The sequence below is a fragment of the Rhodococcus cerastii genome, assembly GCF_033042195.1.
Classification (GTDB): Bacteria; Actinomycetota; Actinomycetes; order Mycobacteriales; family Mycobacteriaceae; genus Rhodococcoides.
The window spans coordinates 322,267-343,839 of record NZ_JAWLKF010000003.1 but is presented as its reverse complement, the minus strand read 5'-3'; the positions used below and the strand labels follow the sequence as shown (position 1 = coordinate 343,839).

General features: G+C 65.7%; 20 protein-coding genes. 18 read left to right on the top strand and 2 right to left on the bottom strand.

The genetic code is table 11. The features are described from left to right. The first annotated feature begins 203 nt into the window (after positions 1-203). The 5 genes from R3P93_RS08485 to R3P93_RS08465 all read left to right on the top strand — a co-directional run bounded on the left by R3P93_RS08485 (position 204) and on the right by R3P93_RS08465 (position 6,437). Positions 204-1,382 carry a M24 family metallopeptidase gene (locus tag R3P93_RS08485; RefSeq protein ID WP_188078679.1) on the top strand — a complete coding sequence of 393 codons (1,179 nt, stop codon included), beginning with the start codon at positions 204-206 and terminating at the stop codon, positions 1,380-1,382. A 2-nt stretch (positions 1,383-1,384) separates the two neighbouring features. Further along, on the top strand, positions 1,385-2,743 hold the full coding sequence (locus tag R3P93_RS08480; protein WP_317532779.1) for an aminotransferase-like domain-containing protein: 1,359 nt from the start codon (positions 1,385-1,387) through the stop codon (positions 2,741-2,743). Then, complete coding sequence (locus tag R3P93_RS08475) at positions 2,740-3,936, top strand: M20 family metallopeptidase (RefSeq protein WP_317532778.1); 1,197 nt, start codon at positions 2,740-2,742, stop codon at positions 3,934-3,936. The genes R3P93_RS08480 and R3P93_RS08475 overlap by 4 nt, the downstream gene beginning before the upstream one ends. Before the next feature lie 114 nt (positions 3,937-4,050). Further along, positions 4,051-5,481 (top strand): MFS transporter, encoded by a 1,431-nt coding sequence (locus R3P93_RS08470; protein WP_231911481.1) that lies wholly within the window; start codon positions 4,051-4,053, stop codon positions 5,479-5,481. Then, positions 5,481-6,437 carry a D-2-hydroxyacid dehydrogenase gene (locus tag R3P93_RS08465; RefSeq protein ID WP_394855267.1) on the top strand — a complete coding sequence of 319 codons (957 nt, stop codon included), beginning with the start codon at positions 5,481-5,483 and terminating at the stop codon, positions 6,435-6,437. Before R3P93_RS08470 ends, R3P93_RS08465 begins: the two co-directional genes overlap by 1 nt. 4 nt (positions 6,438-6,441) lie before the next feature. Here the strand turns inward: R3P93_RS08465 and R3P93_RS08460 are convergent, their stop codons facing one another. After that, a complete protein-coding gene (locus R3P93_RS08460) occupies positions 6,442-7,560 on the bottom strand; it encodes an NADH:flavin oxidoreductase/NADH oxidase (protein ID WP_188078662.1) in 1,119 nt (372 codons plus the stop codon). 113 nt (positions 7,561-7,673) lie between these two features. Between R3P93_RS08460 and R3P93_RS08455 the strand changes: the two genes are divergently transcribed. From R3P93_RS08455 to holA, 11 genes are all read left to right on the top strand, one after another. Next, entirely contained in the window at positions 7,674-8,951 is a 1,278-nt protein-coding gene (locus R3P93_RS08455; protein ID WP_317532777.1) for a glutamate-5-semialdehyde dehydrogenase, read from the top strand. Positions 8,952-8,996: 45 nt separating this feature from the next. Further along, positions 8,997-9,878 (top strand): AAA family ATPase, encoded by an 882-nt coding sequence (locus R3P93_RS08450; protein ID WP_269593789.1) that lies wholly within the window; start codon positions 8,997-8,999, stop codon positions 9,876-9,878. Between the two features lies 1 nt (position 9,879). Continuing rightward, positions 9,880-11,295, top strand: a complete 1,416-nt coding sequence (locus R3P93_RS08445; RefSeq protein WP_317532776.1) for a vWA domain-containing protein — start codon at positions 9,880-9,882, stop codon at positions 11,293-11,295. Between the two features lie 107 nt (positions 11,296-11,402). Next, positions 11,403-12,116, top strand: coding sequence for a nicotinate-nucleotide adenylyltransferase (gene nadD, locus R3P93_RS08440; protein ID WP_394855272.1), 714 nt, complete (start codon positions 11,403-11,405; stop codon positions 12,114-12,116). Beyond that, a complete protein-coding gene (rsfS, locus tag R3P93_RS08435) occupies positions 12,113-12,502 on the top strand; it encodes a ribosome silencing factor (RefSeq protein ID WP_032394567.1) in 390 nt (129 codons plus the stop codon). Before nadD ends, rsfS begins: the two co-directional genes overlap by 4 nt. Beyond that, on the top strand, positions 12,499-13,152 hold the full coding sequence (locus R3P93_RS08430) for a histidine phosphatase family protein (RefSeq protein ID WP_317532775.1): 654 nt from the start codon (positions 12,499-12,501) through the stop codon (positions 13,150-13,152). The genes rsfS and R3P93_RS08430 overlap by 4 nt, the downstream gene beginning before the upstream one ends. Continuing rightward, complete coding sequence (octT, locus tag R3P93_RS08425) at positions 13,139-13,888, top strand: diglucosylglycerate octanoyltransferase (RefSeq protein WP_068052408.1); 750 nt, start codon at positions 13,139-13,141, stop codon at positions 13,886-13,888. Before R3P93_RS08430 ends, octT begins: the two co-directional genes overlap by 14 nt. Further along, positions 13,885-14,733 carry a DegV family protein gene (locus R3P93_RS08420; protein ID WP_094640205.1) on the top strand — a complete coding sequence of 283 codons (849 nt, stop codon included), beginning with the start codon at positions 13,885-13,887 and terminating at the stop codon, positions 14,731-14,733. Before octT ends, R3P93_RS08420 begins: the two co-directional genes overlap by 4 nt. 108 nt (positions 14,734-14,841) lie before the next feature. Next, the gene (locus tag R3P93_RS08415; RefSeq protein WP_317532774.1) at positions 14,842-15,726 is read left to right on the top strand and encodes a helix-hairpin-helix domain-containing protein; all 885 of its coding nucleotides are present in this window, start codon (positions 14,842-14,844) and stop codon (positions 15,724-15,726) included. After that, positions 15,723-17,315, top strand: coding sequence for a ComEC/Rec2 family competence protein (locus tag R3P93_RS08410; RefSeq protein ID WP_317532773.1), 1,593 nt, complete (start codon positions 15,723-15,725; stop codon positions 17,313-17,315). The genes R3P93_RS08415 and R3P93_RS08410 overlap by 4 nt, the downstream gene beginning before the upstream one ends. Positions 17,316-17,365: 50 nt before the next feature. Continuing rightward, positions 17,366-18,340 carry a DNA polymerase III subunit delta gene (holA, locus tag R3P93_RS08405; protein ID WP_217901116.1) on the top strand — a complete coding sequence of 325 codons (975 nt, stop codon included), beginning with the start codon at positions 17,366-17,368 and terminating at the stop codon, positions 18,338-18,340. A 74-nt stretch (positions 18,341-18,414) separates the two neighbouring features. Here the strand turns inward: holA and rpsT are convergent, their stop codons facing one another. Continuing rightward, complete coding sequence (gene rpsT / locus R3P93_RS08400; protein WP_027497522.1) at positions 18,415-18,675, bottom strand: 30S ribosomal protein S20; 261 nt, start codon at positions 18,673-18,675, stop codon at positions 18,415-18,417. Between the two features lie 355 nt (positions 18,676-19,030). Here rpsT and R3P93_RS08395 point away from each other — a divergent pair, with 355 nt between their 5' ends. After that, positions 19,031-20,590, top strand: coding sequence for a circularly permuted type 2 ATP-grasp protein (locus R3P93_RS08395; RefSeq protein ID WP_255183248.1), 1,560 nt, complete (start codon positions 19,031-19,033; stop codon positions 20,588-20,590). Further along, a complete protein-coding gene (locus R3P93_RS08390; RefSeq protein WP_032394562.1) occupies positions 20,591-21,565 on the top strand; it encodes an alpha-E domain-containing protein in 975 nt (324 codons plus the stop codon). Positions 21,566-21,573: the final 8 nt, after the last annotated feature.

Below are 21,573 nucleotides of genomic sequence, written 5' to 3'. Positions count from 1 at the left end.
CATTTACATCCGAAGTCTTGCGAACCTCTCACGCCAGCGCCTAGCCTGATTGTCAACAATCTACTAAACCGATCTCATTGAAGGGGGTGCCCGTGAACGACTCACCCGACGCCGCCTACGTCACCGCACTCGGACCCGACGAGACCACAGGACGGGCCGCTCCCGGCCTCGCTCGGTACCCCGATGTTCCGAACAGCACGCCGATCACGTTCACCGACGAGGAGTACGCCTTCCGGCTCGCTGCCGTCCGCGAGCGGATGGCAGCGCAGAACCTCACCGCGCTCATCGTCACCGATCCCGCGAACCTCTACTACCTGCTCGGATACAACGCGCTCTCGTTCTACACCCCGCAGATGCTGTACGTGCCCCTCGAGGGAGAGATGTACTTCTTCGCCCGCGAGATGGACGCCAACGGCGCGTTCCGCACGTCGTGGCTGCCGCAGGATCGGACGTTCGGCTATCCCGAAACGTTCGTGCAGCGCAAGGACACGCACCCGTTCGTCTGGGTCGCCGCGAAACTGCGCGAACTGGGGTTGGTGAACAACTTCGAGCACGGCCAGGTGGGGCTGGAGATGGACTCGTACTACTTCAGTCCCAAGGCTTTCGAGGCACTGGTGAAGTCGCTGCCCGAATATCGCTTCACCGACTCCTACGAGCTCATCAACTGGGTGCGCGTGGTCAAATCGCCCGCGGAGATCGCCCTGATGCGCGGCGCCGCGAAAGTCTGCGAATCGGCGATGTCGGCTGCATACCAATCGATCTCGGTCGGTGAACGGCAGTGCGACGCGGCCGCGGCCATCATGAACGCACAGGTACGCGGCACCGAGGAGTTCGGCGGCGACCATCCGGCCATCGTCCCGATGCTGCCCACCGGTGCCGGAGCCGACACCCCACATCTGACCTGGTCGCATCAACCCTTCCTGCGCGGCGAGACCACCGTCGTCGAACTGGCCGGAGTGTTTCGGCGCTACCACATCCCGATGGCCCGCACGATCGTGCTCGGAAAGCCGAGTCCGCGTATGGATTACCTCGCCAAGTCCACCGGAGAAGCACTGAACGACGTGCTCGCGACCGTGCAGGCAGGCGTCACCGCGACCGAACTGGCCCAGGTATGGAACACGAGCCTGGCCAAGCACGGACTGCACAAACCGTCGCGCATCGGCTACTCGATCGGCATCGCCTACGCACCCGACTGGGGTGAGCGCACCGTGAGCCTACGCACCGACGACGACACGGTGCTCGCCGAGAACATGACCTTCCACATCATCGGCGGAATGTGGATGGACGACTACGGATACGAGGTATCCGAGGCCGTTCGCGTCACCGAAACCGGCCTCGAAACCTTCACCGCGTACCCCCGAGAACTACTGACGAAGGAGTGAGCATGACCGCATCAACGAAGGGTCGTTCCGCAGGCTCCTCTCCTGCCACGAAGGGTCGTTCCGCAGGCTCCACTCCTGCCACCCAAAGTCGTTCCGCAGGCTCCACTCCTGCCACCCAAAGTCGTTCCGCAGGCTCCACTCCTGCCATTCCCTGGGCCCTGCGGACCGACAAACTGGTGGGATCGGTGATCGATTCCTCGACATCGCTCCTCGCTGCACAGAAGCACGACATCGTCAGATTCGCCATGGGATCTCCTGCAGCCGAGACCGTTCCGGCCGCTGCGTTCACCGAGATCGCCGGCAGCGTACTGACTGCCGACGCGTTCGACTACGGTGCCACCGAGGGCGATCCCGGCTTGCTCGACGCGTTGCTCTCGTACCTCGATTCGGTCGGCGAGCCCACGTCCGAGGAGCGAGTGGTGATCACTTCCGGCGGAATGCAGGGGCTCGACATCGCGTGCAAGCTGTTCGTCGATCCGGGCGACCTGGTGATCGTCGAAAGTCCCACGTACACCAACGGAACCGCCACCGTGCTCAGCTACGGAGGCGACATCCTCGAGGCCCCGATGGACAGTGACGGCCTCATCGTCGAGGCATTGCCGGAGCTCGTCGAGCGTGCTGGTCGAGTGCCGAAGATGATCTACGTGATCCCCAACTTCCAGAACCCGTCCGGGGTCACCCTGTCGCTCGAGCGCCGACAGCTGCTGATCGAGCTGGCGCACCGGTGGGGATCGGTGATTCTCGACGACGATCCGTACGGCCTGCTCCGCTTCTCGGGTGATCCGATTCCCAGTTTCGGCACGCTCAGTCCCAACGACCCGTTGATCTTCTCTGTGCGGACCTTCTCCAAGATGATCGCCCCAGGCCTGCGCGTGGGGTGGGTGGACGCCGCCCCGGAGGCACGGCAGTTGATCGTCAACGCCAAGCAGGCCATGGACACGTGCACCAACCTGCCCGGTCAGCGGATGGTGGCCGAGTACATCCGGCGCGGCCTGCTCGACGAGCATCTTCGATCGTTGGCCTCGGTGTACCTGCCCCGCAAGGTCGCGATGCAGAACAGCATCGACAAGTACTTCGGCGAGTCGATGTCCACGACGGACCCCGAGGGAGGGTTCTTTCTCTGGGCGACGTTGCGCGGCAACGATGTCGACTTCTCGACGCAGGACCTGTTCGAGACGGCACTGGCAGAGGGTGTGGCCTACATACCCGGGCCGGCGTTGTCGGTGGGTGGGAAATTCCACGATTCGCTGCGGCTGTGCTTCGCCTCGTCCACGCCCGAACGCATCGACGAGGGAATCAGACGGCTGGCGGCAGCGGTGGACAAGTCGAAGCACCTGCTCGCCTCCGATCCCACCCGATGACCGTTTCGACTTCCGAGGGCGCTCTTCTCCGTTCGATCGACGAGCACGAGATCGTCTCTCTGACTACGGCATTGATCGACGCCGGCGGCGAGAACCCCGGCGACACCGAGGAGAAGACTGCGAAGGTGCTCGCCGAGCACTGTCGCGCACTGGGATTCGACGTTCGGACCGTCGAGGTGGCTCCGGGGCGACCCAACGTCATCGTGTCCATCGGATCCGACGAGCGGCCGGGAGTCCTGTTCGTCGGCCACTCGGACGTGGTTCCCGCGGGTACGGGCTGGACCACCGATCCGTTCTCCGCAGTCGTTCGAGACGGCCGAATCTTCGGCCGCGGGGCCTGCGACATGAAAGGCGGCCTGGCCGCAGTGGTCGCGGCGATGACGGCAGTGCACCGTGCCGGTCTCGCGGACGAGTATCCGATGACCTTGGCGTGTCTGGTCGACGAGGAGGACACCGGTCTCGGTATCCGAGCATTCGTCGCCGCGCTTCCGCACCGGAAGTACAGCTGCTGCGTGGTGGCAGAGCCGACGGACCTGGTCACCATCGTCGGATGCCGAGGGGCGGCAAATCTGGAGATCGAGGTGCGTGGCCGTTCCGCGCATGCTGGGCAGCCACGTAACGGGGCCAACGCGATTTCCGCGGCAGCGCGCATCATCGGGATCATCGAGGGCTCCCAGGCCGAGCTGGATGCCAATCCCGACCGCGATCTGGGTCCGGCCACGTGGAATGTGGGGACGATAACCGGAGGCACCGGCACCTCGATGGTCGCCGATCGCTGCGTGCTCACCGTCGACCGCCGTCTGGTACCGGGAGAGAGCGCTGCCGGTGTCGTCGGCGACCTGCGATCGCGCATCGAATCGGCCGGGGTGACCGGCCGCGACATCGACGTTCGCATCGGAATCGCGATGGAGATGCCGGGTTTTCTGACCAGCGTGAGCGACGGATTGGTCACCACCGCAGTGCAATCGGTCCTCGACACCGGATCTGGACGTTCGACTGGCATCTGGACCGCATCGTGCGATGGTGGTTTCGTGGCACAACAGATGGGTATCAAGACCGTCGTGCTCGGTCCGGGGGAGATCGAAAGCCAAGCACATCGGCCGGACGAGTCCGTCGCCGTGCAGCAATTGACCGACAGCGCAAGGGCGTACGCGTTGATCGCCACCAGAATTGCTGCGCTACCAGCGCTTTAGCGTTGCACGAGGGGGTGGGCCGAACCGTATGTTCCGCATCGTCGTAATGTCGAACGCTGCGAAGTACCACACCGACGCTCCACTTTGACCACAAAAGCGAGAGGTATTTCGACCGTGACCGAAAAATCAGGGTCGGCAGCATCGCCGACCGGATATCCCCCGAGCACCGACACTCTGAGCCCGGACGAGACCAAGGTTCTGCATCGCGCCATCGGCGGATCCGCGCTCGGTAACGCCGTCGAGTGGTTCGACTACGCGGTGTACGGCTATCTGGCCGTGTACATCGCCGCCAACTTCTTCCCGTCCGAGGACGGGGGAGCGAGTCTGCTCTCCACGTTCGCCGTGCTGGCCGCGTCGTTCATCATCCGCCCCATCGGCGGCATCGTGCTCGGCCCACTCGGAGACCGCATCGGACGCCAGAAGGTCTTGGTTCTGACCGTCTCGATGATGACGTTGGCCACGGCGACCATCGGCGTGCTGCCGACGTTCGACACCATCGGCATCGCCGCACCTCTGCTGCTGCTCGTCTGCCGATTGGTGCAGGGCTTCTCCACCGGTGGTGAATACGGCGGCGCAGCTGTGTTCATGGCCGAATACGCGCCGGACAAGCGCCGCGGATTCTTCGGATCGTTCCTCGAATTCGGCACCCTCGCAGGAACCGTGGGCGGTGCCACCCTGTGCACCCTGCTCAACGTCGCGCTCGGCGACGAGACGATGGAGGCGTGGGGCTGGCGAATCCCGTTCCTGGTGACTCTGCCGCTCGGCATCGTCGCACTGTGGTTGCGTACCCGGCTCGAGGATTCTCCCGTGTTCGCCGAGGCCAAGGAAGACGGCGGTACGGTCGAGGAAGGCGCAGGTGGGGCCATGGCCTCGCTCAAGACCACGATGACGTACTGGCAGCGGATCCTGATCCTGATGGGATTCGTGCTGCTGCTCAACATCGCCTACTACACGGTGCTGACGTTCTTGCCCTCGTATCTCAGTGACACGTTGGGGCACAGCACGACTCAGTCCAACTTCACCCTCGTGGCGATCATGATCATCATGATGGCGATCATCAACCCCATCGGTGCGCTGTCCGACCGAGTGGGCCGAAAGCCGTTGCTGCTGGCGGCCTGCATCGGGTACTTCGTGTTCAGCGTTCCGCTGTTCCTGCTGATCATCAACACCGGACTGATCGGCCAGAGCGTCGGCCTGCTCGGTCTCGGAGTGTTGCTGGTGATCATGTGCTCCTGTGTGTCGTCGACCCTGCCAGCACTGTTCCCGACTCAGGTGCGTTACGGGGCGTTCGCCATCGGGTACAACGTCTCGACGGCGCTCTTCGGCGGTACGGCTCCGCTGATCCTGACGTTCCTGATCGACCGAACCGGATCGAACCTGGTCCCGGGTTGGTACATGATGATCGCGGCTGCCATCGCCTTCGTGCCGATTCTGCTGATGCCGGAAACCGCCGGCCGCTCGTTGCGCGGAACCCAGTGCCCCGGTGACAACGACGACGAGGTGGCCGCGTCCGGCGTCGAACTCGTCGGATACAAGAAGAAGTAGTGGCACCTGTTCTCGTCGTTCTGCACGCCGGCGACCTTCCCGACGGTCTCGACTCCGTCGAGGAGGTCGCCGACGTCCGGTACGCCACCGCCGACACCCTCGGTGATGCGGTCGACGGGGCCGACACGCTGCTGCTGTGGGACTTCTTCTCGCCCGCAGTCCGATCCGCGTGGCCCCGCTGCGGCTCGCTGACATGGATACACATCGCCGCGGCAGGCGTCGACTCGTTGATGTTCGACGAGTTGGTCGATTCCAATGTGACCGTGACCAATTCGCGGGGCGTGTTCGATCGACCGATCGCGGAGTTCGTGCTGGCCCAGATCCTCGCGTTCGCCAAGGACTCCGAACGCTCGCGCGCACTACAGCAATCGAAGGTCTGGCAGCACCGCGAGACCGAACGAATCGACGGTGCCCACGCGATGATCGTGGGAACAGGAGCGATCGGTCGGGCCATCGCCACCCTGCTCACTGCAGTGGGGATGTCGGTCTCGGGCGTGGGGCGAACAGCGAGAGAGGGTGATCGCGACTTCGGAACCGTGTACGCCAGCGACGACTTGGGTGCCGTGGCAGCACGAGCCGACTATCTGGTGCTCGTCGCGCCACTCACCGAACAGACGAGGGGACTTGTCGACGACGCGGTGTTGGCCGCGATGACGCCCGGATCCCGGGTGATCAACGTAGGCCGCGGAGAGTTGCTCGATACCGATGCACTGCTGGCACACCTTGCCACCGGGCATATCGCTGGGGCCGCACTCGATGTGTTCGTCACCGAGCCGCTCTCGGCCGACCACCCGTTGTGGACGGCCGAGAACGTCATCGTCACCCCGCACATGAGCGGTGATGCCTCGGGGTGGAAGCAGCGGCTCGCAGAGTTGTTCGTGGACAACGCACTTCGGCATTTTCGAGGCGAACCGCTGCGCAACGTGGTGGACAAGAAGCTCGGGTTCGTGGTGTGAGCCCTCAGTAGGCCCGCTCGTACTGCGGTGCCACGGCCGGGAGCATCTCGACGCCGAGTTCGCGAGCTGCGCGCCGCGGCCAGTACGGATCACGCAGCAGTTCGCGTGCCAGCAGTACAGCCGTTGCCTCGCCCAGCGAGACGATGTCCTCGGCCTGCTTGGGTTCGGTGATCATGCCGACCGCAGCGGCCGGCATCGTGGTCTCGTTCTGGATTCGCCGGGCGAACGGAACCTGGTAACCGGGACCGACCGGGATCTTGGCGTGCACGTTGCCTCCAGTGGAGGTGTCGACCAGATCCACCCCGTGCTCGGTGAGTATCTGCGACAACGCGACAGTCTGATCCGACGTCCAGCTCGCGGCCTCCAATTCGGCTGAATGCTCACTGTTCTCGGGCTCGTCGAGCCAGTCCGTCGCCGACAGCCGGACGAACAGCGGCAGCTCTTCCGGCCACACCTCACGCACGGCGTCGACGACCTCGATCAGCAGACGCGTGCGGCCCGCGAAATCTCCGCCGTACGAGTCGGTACGGGTGTTGCTGGCAGGAGAGAGGAACTGGTGCAGCAGGTATCCGTGCGCGCCGTGCACTTCGGCCACCTGGAATCCTGCTCTCAGCGCACGCTGGGCGGCGGTCCGAAAGTCGTCGACGATCTTCGCGATGTCCTCGGTCGTCGCCTCCCGCGGGCTCGCGTAGTCACCGAACGCAACCTGGCTGGGGCCGACGGTCTCCCAACTTCGGGGGTCCTCGGCCGGCAAGGACTTGCCACCCACCCAGGGAGCAGCGGTCGACGCCTTGCGCCCCGCGTGTGCCAGCTGAATGCCCGGGACGGTTCCGAAGGACGAGATCTCGGTGACGATTTTTGCCAATGCATCGGCCTGGGTGTCGTTCCAGATGCCCAGGTCCGACGGGCTGATGCGCCCCTCGGGGCTCACGGCGGCGGCTTCGGTGATGATCAGACCGGCACCGCCGATCGCCCGGCTCACCAGGTGGGTGCGGTGCCAGTCGCCCGCGACGCCGACGTTGTCACCCGCCTCGTCGGCCGAGTACTGGCACATCGGTGCCATCCACACCCGGTTCGGGAAGGTGACGTTGCGCAGGGTCAGGGGCTCGAACAGCACACTCACGAGGGGTTCCTCCGGTCTTCGGGCAGCGCCGACGTTCGGTCGACGATCTTCACGCTGTGCTGCAACGACGCGGCGATGCAGCTTCATTCCCGGCCCCTATTAGTGTGTAGTTCATGACAGCTTCCGTCTCGGCCGAACCGGTGACCAGCACTGCCGACGAGCGAGAGAACGTGCACGCCTCAGCACGCCGAGCGCGCTCCGCATCGCGGGCGCTCGCGCTGCTGACGACCGCAGAGAAGGACGCGGTGCTGCACGCTGCGGCAGATGCCGTCGTCGCTGCCTCGGAGTCGGTACTCGCCGCGAACGCAGTCGACATCGAGAACGCGCGAGCGGCCGGTACCGACGAGGGTCTGCTCGACCGGCTGCGGCTGACCGCGTCGCGCATCGACGGCATCGCGGCGGGACTGCGTCAGGTGGCCGGGTTGCCCGATCCGATCGGCGAGGTCATCCGCGGTTCGACGCTGCCCAACGGGCTGGAGATTCGTCAGCTGAGAGTTCCGCTCGGTGTGGTGGGGATGGTCTACGAGGCCCGGCCCAACGTCACCGTCGACGCGTTCGGCCTCGCGTTCAAATCCGGCAACGCTGTGCTGCTCCGCGGTTCGTCGTCGGCGGCGCAGTCCAATGCGGCGTTGGTCGAGGCACTGCAGGGAGCGTTGCGCGGTCACGGTCTGCCCGAGGCCGCGGTGCAACTTCTGGGAAGTGCCGATCGTGCCACGGTCACGCACCTCATTCAGGCTCGCGGTTTGGTCGACGTGGTGATTCCGCGTGGTGGAGCCGGTCTGATCGCTGCGGTCGTGCGCGATGCGACGGTTCCGACCATCGAGACCGGCGTCGGAAACTGCCACGTGTACATCCATGCCTCTGCCGATCCGGAGACCGCCGAGAAGATCGTGCTCAACGCCAAGACCCGCAGAGTCAGTGTCTGCAACGCCGCCGAGACCGTGTTGGTCGATGCCGCGATCGCCGAGACCATGGTTCCGCGCTTGCTCCAGGCCTTCCAGATGCACAGCGTCACGGTGCACGGGGATCTGCCCGGGCTCGTGCCTGCGCACGACGAGGACTGGTCGCAGGAGTACCTCTCACTCGACATCGCGCTGAAGGTGGTGGGCGGTATCGACGAGGCGATCGACCACATCGACCGATACGGCACCGGCCACACCGAGGCGATCGTCGCTGCCGACATCGGTGCCGCGCGCGAGTTCACCCAGCGGGTCGACGCGGCGGCAGTGATGGTCAACGCCTCCACGGCGTTCACCGACGGTGAGCAGTTCGGCTTCGGGGCCGAGATCGGCATCTCGACGCAGAAGCTACACGCGCGTGGACCCATGGGATTGCCCGAATTGACCTCGACCAAGTGGACCGTGTGGGGTGACGGACACGTCCGAGACTGACAATCCTCGAAGTACCGGCCAGACCCGATCATCAGGAGCTGTGACATGGATCGTGCCCTACCGACGACGCCCCCGCTGTTCGCCAGCGTGGACGACGTCCAGAGGCGCCTGGCCGAGACGGGCTATCTGGCCGACAAGGCCACTGCCACCTCGGTGTTTCTCGCCGATCGCCTCGGCAAACCGCTGCTGATCGAAGGTCCGGCGGGAGTCGGCAAGACCGAGCTGGCCCGTGCCGTCGCGCAGACGACCGGGGCCGAACTGGTGCGGCTGCAGTGCTACGAGGGTGTCGACGAGGCTCGCGCGCTGTACGAGTGGAACCACGCCAAGCAGATTCTGCGCATCCAGTCCGGTACCGCTGCCGACTGGGACTCGACCAAGCTGGACGTGTTCTCCGAGGAGTTCCTGCTTGCGCGCCCGCTTCTGCAAGCCATTCGCCGGACCGATCCCACGGTTCTGCTCATCGACGAGACCGACAAGGCCGACGTCGAGATCGAAGGACTGCTGCTCGAGGTACTGAGCGACTTCGCGATCACCATTCCCGAACTCGGCACGATCGTGGCCGAGCGGACGCCGTTCGTGGTGCTCACCTCGAACGCCACCCGTGAACTGTCCGAGGCCCTCAAGCGTCGGTGCCTGTTCCTGCACCTGGACTTTCCGGACGCCGACCTCGAGCGTCGGATTCTGGCCAGCAGGGTTCCCGACCTACCCGAGGCGATCGCCGAGCAGATGATCAAGACCGTGCGGGTACTGCGCGCGATGCAGCTCAAGAAGTTGCCCTCGGTGGCCGAGACCATCGACTGGGGACGCACTCTGTTGGCGCTCGGTATGGATACCCTCGACGACGAAGCGGTTCGCTCCACACTCGGTGTGGTGCTCAAGCATCAGTCGGACCAGGTTCGTGCGGCAGCCGAACTCCGGCTCAACTGACATGCAGGCCCCACACGGAATTCCCGGTCACCTCGTCGGTTTCGTCGACGCACTGCGTCGGCGTGGAATTTCGGTCGGGCCGTCGGAGACGGTCGATGCCGGACGCGTCCTGTCGGTTCTCGATCTGCTCGATCGGGAGGCCGTGCGCGAGGGTCTGGCCTGTGCACTGCTGCGCCGTCCGACGCACCGCGGAGTGTTCGACGCCCTGTTCGACCTGTGGTTTCCGGTGGCATCGGGTACCAGGGACTCGGGGCAGATCGATACCGCCCTGCCCCGCACCGATGCCGGCGACGTCGACATCGATGCTCTGCGCGAGCTGTTGGTCGATCTGCTCTCGGACGATTCGGCCGAGGCCGCCGAGTTGACCCAGATGCTGGCGGCGCAGATGGTCGAGGAACTCGGACAGTACAAGTCCTCGAACGGGCCGTCGTTCTCGGCATATCAGGCGCTGCGCGACGTAGCGCCCGAAACGTTGCTGCGCAAGATTCTCGACGGATTGCTCGGGCGCAGCGACGACGCACCTGATCGCCCCACCGACGACTACGAGTCCGAGGTTGCCAAACGCACTGCAGCGCAACGCATCGCAGACCTCCGCAAGATGATCGAGAGCGAGACGAGGCGTCGGTCGGCAGAAAAGCTGGGCCGTGAGCGAGTGGCGAGCTACGGGGTGCCCAAGCTCGCGGAGGAAGTCGATTTCCTGCGGGCCTCGGACACGGAGATGGCGGCGCTGCGACGCAACGTCACCCCTCTCGCCCGGTTGTTGGCATCGCGACTTGCGGTGCGGCGCAGCCGAAGCAGGCACGGCTCGATCGATCTGCGGCGGACGCTGCGCAAGTCGATGTCCACCGGCGGTATTCCGATCGACCTGGTCGAGCGCAAGCCGCGGCGAGCGCGCCCCGAACTGGTTGTGCTGTGCGATGTCTCGGGCTCGGTGGCAGGATTCAGTAATTTCACGCTGCTGTTGGTGCATGCGCTGCGAGAGCAGTTCTCGCGCGTGCGCATCTTCGCGTTCATCGACTCCACCGACGAGGTGACGCGATTCTTCGATTCCGGTTCCGACCTCGGAGCGGCGATGAGTCGCATCGTTCGCGAGTCCGATCTGGTGACGTACGACGGCCACTCGGACTACGGCCATGCACTGACGACGTTCGACGAGAAGTACGCGCACGCGGTCACCAGTCGCAGCTCGGTGCTGATTCTCGGGGACGCCCGCACCAACTACCGCGAGCCGAAGCTGCCGGCGTTGGCGCACATCGTGTCGGTGGCCAAACATGCGTACTGGCTCAATCCCGAAGCGAAATCGCAGTGGGGTTCCGGCGATTCGGCTGCCAAGGTGTACTCCGACGTGATCGCGATGCACGAGTGCCGATCGGCTCAGCAGCTCGCCACCGTGGTCTCGCGTTTGCTGCCGGTGTGAGGCGTGTGACGGCCGGCGGCACGCCGGCCGTAGAATCGGCGGTTGTGCAGCGCGAATCCGACCCCGGCGACGACACCGGTAGGCAGTCCGTCCGCCGTTTGGGCGTGATGGGCGGCACCTTCGACCCGATTCACCACGGGCACCTCGTCGCGGCCAGCGAAGTGGCGAACAAGTTCCGCCTGGACGAGGTCATCTTCGTCCCCACCGGAAACCCGTGGCAGAAGGAAGGCAAGACGGTCAGCCCGGCAGAGGATCGCTACCTGATGACGGTCATCGCGACCGCGTCCAATCCGCGTTTCTCGGTCAGTCGGGTGGACGTCGACCGGGAGAAGTCGACCTACACCGTCGACACCCTGCGCGATCTGCGGACCCAGCATCCCAACGCCGAGCTGTACTTCATCACCGGGGCGGATGCGCTCGAGTCGATCCTCACGTGGCAGAACTGGGAGGAGTTGTTCGAGCTCGCCAAGTTCGTCGGTGTCTCGCGTCCCGGGTTCGAGCTCGGCGTCGAACATCTCGCCAACCACCTTCGGTCGTTGCCCGCGGACACTCTCACATTGATGGAAATCCCCGCACTCGCGATATCGTCGACGGACTGTCGACTCCGAGCCGGTGAGAATCGGCCGGTCTGGTACCTGGTACCGGACGGCGTCGTGCAATACATCTCGAAGAGGAATCTCTACAGACCACGAGGCGCTCAGCGTCTCGACGGATCCGTCACCATGTCGGAACCAGCGCCCCAGAAGAAGCAACCGGCAGGGTCGGTCACCAGCGCAATGACCGCGAACCCGAGCCATACGAGTGGGAGTACACCGAAGTGACTGCAACAGCCGAAGCCGCCGAGATGGCGCGTATCGCCGCGCTCGCAGCCGACGACAAACTGGCCGGCGACGTGGTGATTCTCGACGTCTCCGATCAGCTCTACATCACCGATTGCTTCGTCATCGCCTCGGCACCGAACGAGCGTCAGGTCAACGCGATCGTGGAGAACATCGAGGATCAGCTGCGTGAGGCCGGACACAAGCCGGTTCGTCGCGAGGGCACCAGGGAAGGCCGTTGGGCACTGCTGGACTACTCCGACATCGTCGTGCACGTCCAGCACAACGAAGAGCGCAACTTCTACGCGCTCGAGCGGTTGTGGAAGGACTGCCCGACCATCGAGGTTCCCGGTCTCGGACAGCATCCGGCTCCGGAATCGGAGCAATGATCAGACGGCTCATCCTGCTTCGGCACGGTCAGACGGAATACAACGCCACCGACCGCATGCAGGGTCAGCTCGACACCGATCTGTCCGAACTCGGCCGCAGCCAGGCGAAGACGGCCGCCGCCGAGCTCGCGACGCGTGAGCCGATCAAGATCGTCTCCTCGGATCTGCGGCGAGCTCTCGACACCGCGAACGCGCTCGGAGATGCAGCCGGGGTGGCGGTCTCGGTGGACGAGCGTCTGCGCGAAACCCACCTCGGTCAGTGGCAGGGACTCACCCACACCGAGGTCGACGACATCGCCCCCGGTGCACGACCGGCCTGGCGCGCCGACGCCACCATCGCCCCGCCCGGTGGGGAGAGCCGCATCGACGTCGCGCGACGCAGCGTGCCGCTGGTTCGTGAACTCACAGCAGGCGTGCCCGAGTGGGGTGCCGACGGCAGCGAGCGACCGCTCGTCCTCGTCGCGCACGGAGGTCTGATCGCGGCACTGACCGCCGCGTTGCTCGATCTGCCGACCGATCGCTGGCCGGTGCTCGGTGGCCTCGCGAACACCAGCTGGGTGCAACTCGGTGCGCACGGGCCCGGGGAGAATCCGTCCTGGCGACTGGACGTGTGGAACGCCTCGGCGCGAGTGGCCAGTGACGTCCTCTGACACGGCGGCGCAGCCCGCGCTGCTCGTGCTCGCGGACTCGCTGAGCTACTACGGACCCGAGGGCGGACTGCCCGTCGACGATCCGCGGCTCTGGCCCAATCTCGTTGCAGCGGAACTCGGTTGGACGGTCGAGTTGGTTGCGCGCATCGGCTGGACGAGTCGGGACGCGTGGTGGGCTCTGACCCAGGATCCGCGGGTGTGGGCAGCCATTCCCCGTGCCGGTGCCGTCGTACTCGGAATCGGCGGCATGGATTCACTCCCGTCGCCGTTGCCGACTGCGCTCCGGGAACAGATCAGATACGTCCGACCGCCTGCCCTTCGGCGCGTGGTTCGCGCGGGATACCAAGCGGTGCAACCTGTTCTGTCGCATCTCGGTTGGCCCGTGGCGCTGCCGCCGCGGCTCAGCGTCGAGTATCTGGAACAGACCCGCGCGGCACTGGCGTACGTGCGCCCCGAACTTCCGGTCATCGGTACCTATCCGTCGGTGCACCGCTGCGATGCTTACGGCAAGGTGCACTCGGGTCGCGAACCCGCCGTACGCGCACTGCGCGCATGGAGCGTGGACAACAACGTCCCCATGGTCGACCTCGCCGACGCCGTCCGACCGAACATCGAGTCCGAGAACGCGAACCCCGACGGCATCCACTGGGGGTGGGACGCTCATGTCGCGGTCGCCGAGGCGATGCTGGAGGTGCTGCGACCCGTCGCCGCCGGATCGGTGACCGGATCGCCATGACCGTCGCCGTCGTCACCGACTCCTCGTCCTGTCTGCCGGCCACACTCGCCGCCGAACGCGGCATCGCGTTGGTGCCACTGCACGTGCTGGTCGACGGAATCGACCATCGCGAAGGCGTCGACGACATTCCCGAGCAGTCCACCTCGGGCAAGCCCGTGACTACAGCGGGGGCTTCCCCGGGCGAGCTGACCGAGATCTATGCCGCGGCTCTCGAACGCAGTCGAGGTGCCGGTGTGGTGGCCCTGCACATCTCCCGGGGACTGTCGAGCACGTGGGAGGCAGCACGCCAGGCCGCAGATCACGTGGGCTCGGCCGTCCGAGTCGTCGATTCCGCCTCGGCGGGCATGGGACTGGGCTTCGCGGTGCTTGCTGCGGCAGCCACTGCCGCCGGGGGAGCAGAACTGGACGAGGTGTACCGCGACGCCGTCGCCGCGTCGACGACCTCGCGATGCTTCATCGTCGTCGATCGACTGGACCACCTGCGACGTGGAGGCAGAATCGGTGCCGCCGCGGCGTTGCTCGGCACTGCGCTGGCCATGAAGCCGGTACTGCACATCAGCGACGGCAAACTCGTGTTGAAGGAGAAGGCGCGCACCTCGTCCAAGGCTTTGAACAAGCTGGTCGACGCCGCCGTCGCTGCCGCGACCGAGGTCGGTGACGAATCGGGGGTTGCGCTCGCGGTGCACCACATGCAGTGCCCGGAGCGAGCCGAGGACGTAGCCGCGATGCTGGCCTCCCGAATTCCGCACTCGACCAGCATCGACGTCTACCCCTTCGGTGCCGTTCTCGGTGCTCACGTCGGCCCCGGCGCGGTCGGTGTCGTCGTGGCTCCGGGACGCCGATAACCGGGCCCGGCCCTCGGTTCATCCACAGCCTCCGGGTTGTACACAGGGCAATCGGCGACCTGTAATCACCGGGGAGTGAACCGATCGCGGGCACTAGCGTCCTCGAGCATGGGCGGCAACGACGATCGGGCACACACGGTGGCGCGATTGAACTCCGTGCGCAGACAACACGATTCCGACCGCGATCGCGTCGCGCCCGAGGAGCCGCGAGCTGACGCCGGATCCACCGACCCGGATTGGCTGCTGCCGCAAGCGGAACGATCAGGCACCCCGTGGTCGGCCTTGCTGCCGTCGCGATGGCGATCCGCCCGCGTCGACCCCGGGAAACCGGGGGCGGTGGCGATGGCGGCGGCCGGAGTCTTCGTCGTGCTGGTGGCGGGATTCGCGGTGCTTCGAGACACGCCGACTCCGGCACCTGCGCCGCCGCTCGCCGTGGTCGCGACCGGCACGGCTGATGCCGACGGCACGGTGGATGCCGACGACGTGGTCGATCCAGTGCCGAGCGCCGACGCCGAACTCGTGGTGAGCGTCGTCGGGCTCGTGACGAGCCCCGGATTGGTTCGGCTGCAACCGGGTTCGCGAGTCGCCGACGCGCTGGCTGCGGCAGGCGGCTCAGTGGAGGGTGCCGACCTGCTGGCGCTGAACATGGCCGCGCGAGTCGCCGACGGTGATCAGATCGTCGTCGGAGCAGTGCCGCCGGATGCCCCTCCACCGGTCAGCAGTACGACTTCCGGGATCGGCACACCGGCAGACGGTAGTAGCGGCGCACCGGTCGGTGGCGGAGGTTCCACGCCCGGCGGGACGGTGGACCTCAACGCCGCGACCGTCGCAGAGCTGGACGCGTTGCCCGGGGTCGGGCCGGTCACCGCGACTTCGATCGTCGGTTGGCGAGAGACCAACGGCCGCTTCGCAACCGTGGATCAGCTGTCCGAGGTGGACGGGATCGGGCCCGGCCGACTGGCGAAGATCCGAGACCTGGTGCACGTCGGATGAACACCGATACCGCGTCGACCGGTGCGGAGCAGACCGAGGATCGTCAGCCATTCGATGTGCGACTGGTCCCGGCCGCTGCGGTGTGCTGGTCGATCACCGCGATCGGAATTCTCGAAGGCCCGGGTGCTGCTCTCGCTGCTACCGCGTCGGCGGTTGCGGTGGTGCTGCTCGTCGCAGTATCCCTGCACCGGTTGTCGATTCGGCGCGCCTTGCCTGGTTCGAGTCGGTTCGGTGCGGCCGCGGTGATCGGGCTGGCGCTGTGCTTCGGGGGAGCGATCTGGCTTCAGATGAGTTCGTTGGCCGAACATCCTGTCGCTGCGGCGGCGGAGAACCGAGCGTGGGTCACCGCGTCGGTGCGGTTGGAGGAGGACCCACGCCGGCTGTTGTCGGCGGGGCCCTCGATGGTGATGGTGAACGCCGAGATGACTCGCGTGGACGTCGGCGGTGAGGCTCTGTACGTCGGTGGGCGGGTGTCGATCATCGCCCCGGAGTCGAGTTGGTCGGCACTGCTGCCGGGCCAGGAGGTCACCGTGCGGGGCCGGCTCGGCGTGCCGATCAGACCGGACATGAGTGTGGCCGTCATCCGCACGTCGGGTGCGCCCGTCACAGTGACCGAGCCCGGGGCGATCTCCGCTACCGCGGGCACGTTCCGGTCGAATCTGGCAGCGGTAGCGCAGAATTCGATGCCACCGGATCGTGCAGGTCTGTTACCCGGGCTCGTGGTCGGAGACGTCTCGCGGCTGGACGAGACGGTGGCCGAGAACTTCCGGGCGGCAGGCCTGACGCATTTGACGGCTGTGTCCGGCGCAAATTTTTCCATCGTGATCGGCGCGGTTCTGTTGGTGTTGCGGGGTATCGGAATCGGGCCCCGTGCGACGGTCGCGGTGGCGTTCGTCGTGCTCGTTGCGTTCGTGATCGTGGCCAGGCCGTCGCCGAGTGTGTTGCGTGCCGCAATCATGGGGTCGATCGGCCTGCTCGCCCTCGTCACCGGCAGACGACGGCAGGCGGTACCGGCGCTGTGCGGAGCGGTGTTGGGTTTGCTCGCGTGGTGGCCGAGGTTGGCGGTGGACGTCGGATTCGTGCTGTCGGTGTTCGCCACCGCAGGGCTCGTGCTCGTCGCGCCGATCTGGGTCGACTGGCTTAGAGCGCGCGGCTGGCCCAGAGCGGCAGCGGAGGTGGTGGCCGTAGCCGCGGCGGCGCACGCGGTGACGGCACCGGTGGTCGCGGCCATGGCCGGAACGTTCAGCGTGGTGGGAGTGGCGGCGAATGTGTTGGTGGCACCTGTCGTCGCTCCGATCACGGTGGTGGGGATCGTCACAGCGGTGATCGCTGCCGTCAGCGGCTCGCTGGCGGAACTGGTCGCGCAGCTGGCGTCCGCTCCGCTGTGGTGGTTGATCACGGTGGCGGAGCGGGCCGCGTCGGTGCCGGGCGCGGGCATCGTCGTCCCCGACGGCGTCGAGGGTGCAGCACTGGCGGCGTTCTCGACGGTCGCGGTGCTGACGGCGTTGCGTTTGACCGTGTTTCGTTGGCTGGCCGCGGCGGTGGCGATAACGGCCTTGGCGATGTGGACGGCACACGTTCTGTGGTGATCGCTCGGACGAAGCGGATGCCGAGTGTGTCGGCCGCGCATGGCACGATCATGGTCGTGACTTCGAGTGTGGCTCCTCTGCATCTGGTTCTCGGCGACGAGGAACTTCTGATGGATCGCGCGGTAGCCGCGATCGTGGCTCAGGTGCGTGCGAGTGCTGCGATACCGGGGGAGGACCTGCCGGTCACGCGGTTGCGCACCGGCGATGCCAGCGCTCCGGAGCTCGCCGAACTGCTCAGTCCCTCGCTGTTCGCCGAGGACCGTGTTCTCGTGCTCGAGGCCGCCGCCGAGGCAGGCAAGGACGCCGCCGCGCTGGTGCTCGACGCGGCTACCGATCCGCCCGAGGGTGCTGTGGTGGTGGTCATGCACTCCGGCGGCGGCCGGGCCAAGGCGATGGTCGGAGCGCTGCAGAAATGCGGCGCACAGGTGCACGAGTGCGCCAAGCTCACCAAGCCCGCCGAACGCATCGACTTCGTGCGCGGAGAGTTCCGTACCGCCGATGTCCGGGTGAGCGGCGACGTGATCGAGGCGGTGGTCGAGTCCGTCGGCAACGAACTTCGCGAATTGGCTTCGGCCTGTTCGCAGTTGGTCTCCGATACCGGGGGCAAGGTCGACCTCGCCGCGGTGCGTCGGTACTACTCCGGCAAGGCCGAGGTCTCCGGATTCGACGTCGCGGACAAAGCGGTGATCGGTGACCGAGCCGGCGCTCTGGAGGCTCTGCGCTGGGCGATGCACCGGGGCGTGGCGCACGTGCTGCTCGCCGACGCGTTGGCCGATGCCGTCCGCACCATTGCGCTGGTGGGTTCGGCGGGTCGCGGCGACCCGTTCCGAATGGCAGGGGAGCTGGGGATGCCGCCGTGGAAGATCAAGAAGGCGCAGGGTCAGGCGCGCGGCTGGAACGGTCGATCCATCGCCCAGGCGCTGCGCGTGGTGGCGCAGCTCAATGCAGACGTCAAAGGTCAAGCAGCGGACGCGGACTACGCGGTGGAGAAAGCGGTCGCCGAGGTCGCATCACTGGGTGGGTAGCGTCGGCAGAGAGCACGAAAAAGCCCGCTGCATCCTGGTCGGATGCGGCGGGCTCGATCGAGCTCAGTGATGGATCAGAGCTTGTTGACTGCGAGAGCCAGTGCCGACTTCTTGTTGGCGGCCTGGTTCTTGTGGATGACGCCCTTGCTGGCGGCCTTGTCGAGCTTGCGGCCTGCATCGAGAAGAATCTCGGAAGCCTTGTCCTTGTCGCCCGCAGCCTGTGCCTCGCGGAACGAGCGGATGACGGTACGAAGCGAGGACTTCACCGACTGGTTGCGCAGGCGTGCACGCTCGTTGGTGAGAATCCGCTTCTTCTGGGACTTGATATTGGCCACGCGTAAAATCCTTGTCGTCTTCGTCGGTATTCCGGTCAGGGCGATCCATGATGGAATGCCCGAAGTCTGCTGCTGAGCTTTGGAGCCCTGCGCCGAAGATCGAGAATACCAGTACGGTCGGCCAGAACCCAATCCGGAGTGGGGTGACGATGCGTTTCAAGAAATTAACGCTTCTACCGCGCCTAACTCCTGTCTCTGTAGCAACATGGCCAGAATGAGTCCGCGATCGGCAACGCATGCCGCCACCAAGGCCAAAGCGACCAGAACCAAGACAGCGGATCGCGTCGAACCCGAGCTCGACGGGGTGTTCGGGGGATACTCCGACGTCGGTAAGTACAGTCTCGCCTTCGACGAGATGTTCGACGCGGACGGGCGCACCCGAACTCCGTACAAGGGCATCCATACTGCACTCGCCCCGGCGAACGCAGTGGACCTGGACGCGAGATCCGACGCGCTGGGACGCGCCTTCATCGACCAGGGCATCACGTTCTCCCTGTCGGGCCAGGAACGCCCGTTCCCGCTCGACCAGGTTCCCCGCGTCATCGCCGCAGGTGAATGGTCACGACTCGAGCGCGGCATCAAGCAGCGCGTCAAAGCCCTCGAGATGTTCCTGGCCGACATCTACGGCGACCAGGAAATCCTGCGCGACGGCGTGGTACCGAAGCGGCTGGTGACCTCCTGCGAGCACTTCCACCGCGAAGCGGTCGGCATCACACCGCCCAACGGTGTGCGCATCCACGTCGCCGGCATCGACCTGGTTCGTGACGCCCAGGGCACCTTCCGAGTGCTCGAGGACAACCTGCGGTCGCCGTCGGGCGTGTCCTACGTCATGGAGAACCGGCGCACGATGGCCCGGGTGTTCCCCGACCTGTTCGCCAGCCACCGCGTCCGCGCCGTCGGCGATTACGCCTCGCACCTGCTCCGAGCACTGCGCGCATCGGCCGCCCTCAACGAGGCCGATCCGACCGTGGTGGTTCTCACTCCCGGCGTGGCCAACTCGGCGTACTTCGAGCACTCGCTGCTCGCGCGACTGATGGGCGTCGAGCTAGTCGAAGGACGGGACCTGTTCTGCCGAGACAACATCGTCTACATGCGCACCACCGAGGGCGAGCGTCAGGTCGACGTCATCTACCGGCGTATCGACGACGACTACCTCGACCCCATGCAGTTCCGGCCCGACTCGGTGCTCGGAGTGGCAGGTCTGGTCAACGCCGCCCGCGCAGGCAACGTCGTCATCTCGAGTGCCGTCGGAAACGGCGTCGGCGACGACAAGCTCGTCTACACCTATGTTCCGACGATCATCGACTACTACATGGGCGAGAAGCCGTTGCTGGCCAACGTCGACACGTTCCGGTGCTGGCTCGACGACGAGTGCGAGGAAGTCCTCGACCGCATCGACGAACTGGTCATCAAGCCGGTGGAAGGTTCGGGCGGCTACGGCATCGTCTTCGGACCCGACGCCTCGCCGAAGGAACTCGCCACCATCAGCAAGAAGGTTCGCGCAGATCCGCGTGGTTGGATCGCCCAACCCGTCGTGCAGCTCTCGACGGTGCCGACCAAGATCGGTGATCGATTGGTACCCCGCCACGTCGACCTGCGGCCGTTCGCCGTCAACGACGGCGACGACGTCTGGGTGTTGCCGGGCGGCCTGACCCGGGTCGCGCTGCCGGAGGGATCCCTGGTGGTCAACTCCAGCCAGGGCGGTGGCAGCAAGGACACCTGGGTGCTCGCCACCCGAACCTCTCAGGAGGAGCAGGAACTTGCCGGCGAGGAGATCGTCAGCGTTCCGCCGGAGTCACCGATGGCCGAACAGGGTCCGGAGCTGACGATGGACCAGCAGATGAATCAGCAGCAACAGCAACAGCAGCAACAACAGCAGGCAACGAACTCGGACTCGAACGGCGGTGGACAGTAAATGCTCGCGCGCAACGCAGAGTCGCTCTACTGGATCGGACGGTACGTGGAGAGAGCGGACGACACTGCCCGCATTCTCGATGTCACCGTCCACCAGCTACTCGAAGACGCCACGGTCGATCCCGACCACACTTCGAGAGTGTTGTTGCGAGTACTCGGGTTCAAGCACGAGCCCGATGTCTCGCTCGACGTGTGGTCTCTGACCGAGGTCGTCGCCTTCAGCCGAGATGGATTGGGTTCGATCGTGGACTCGCTGTCGAGTGCCCGTGAGAACGCCCGTGGTGCTCGTGAAGTGACGTCCAGTGAGATGTGGGAATGCTTGAACACCACGTACAACGGGCTGAACGAGCGCATCAGGGCGTCCAAGCGTACCGGCCCGGCCGAGTTCTTCAGCTACATCGAGGAGCGTGCCGCGATGTTCGCCGGTCTCGCGGACTCCACCCTCAGTCACGACGACGGCTATCGCTTCCTCCTGCTCGGTCGCTCGGTCGAGCGCATCGACATGATCGTTCGGTTGTTGCTCTCGCGAGCCGGTGACCGGCCGTCGTCGCCGGCGTGGGTCACCGTGCTTCGCTCCGCCGGTGCACACGACACCTACCTGCGCACCTACCGCGGCGCACTCGACGCGCAGCGAGTTCTCGAATTCATGTTGTTGGACAGACTCTTTCCGCGATCGGTGTTCTACGCACTCAACGAGGCGGAACGTTCGCTCGATCAGCTCGACCATCAGCCCAACAGTCGAGTCGGTGCGCGCGCCGAGGCTCAGCGCCTACTCGGCCGTGCTCGTAGCGAACTCGAATTCCTCCGTCCCGGTGAAATTCTCGACGATCTGCAGGAGCGCTTGCTCTCGCTGCAGGAAACCTGCCGTGAACTCGGTGACGCGATCTCCAAGCAGTATTTCCACGCCGCTCCGTGGGTCGCGTGGACCGATGCCGGCTCCGGAACATTCGAAGATCAATTGGAAGGTGAACTGTGAGCTGGCGT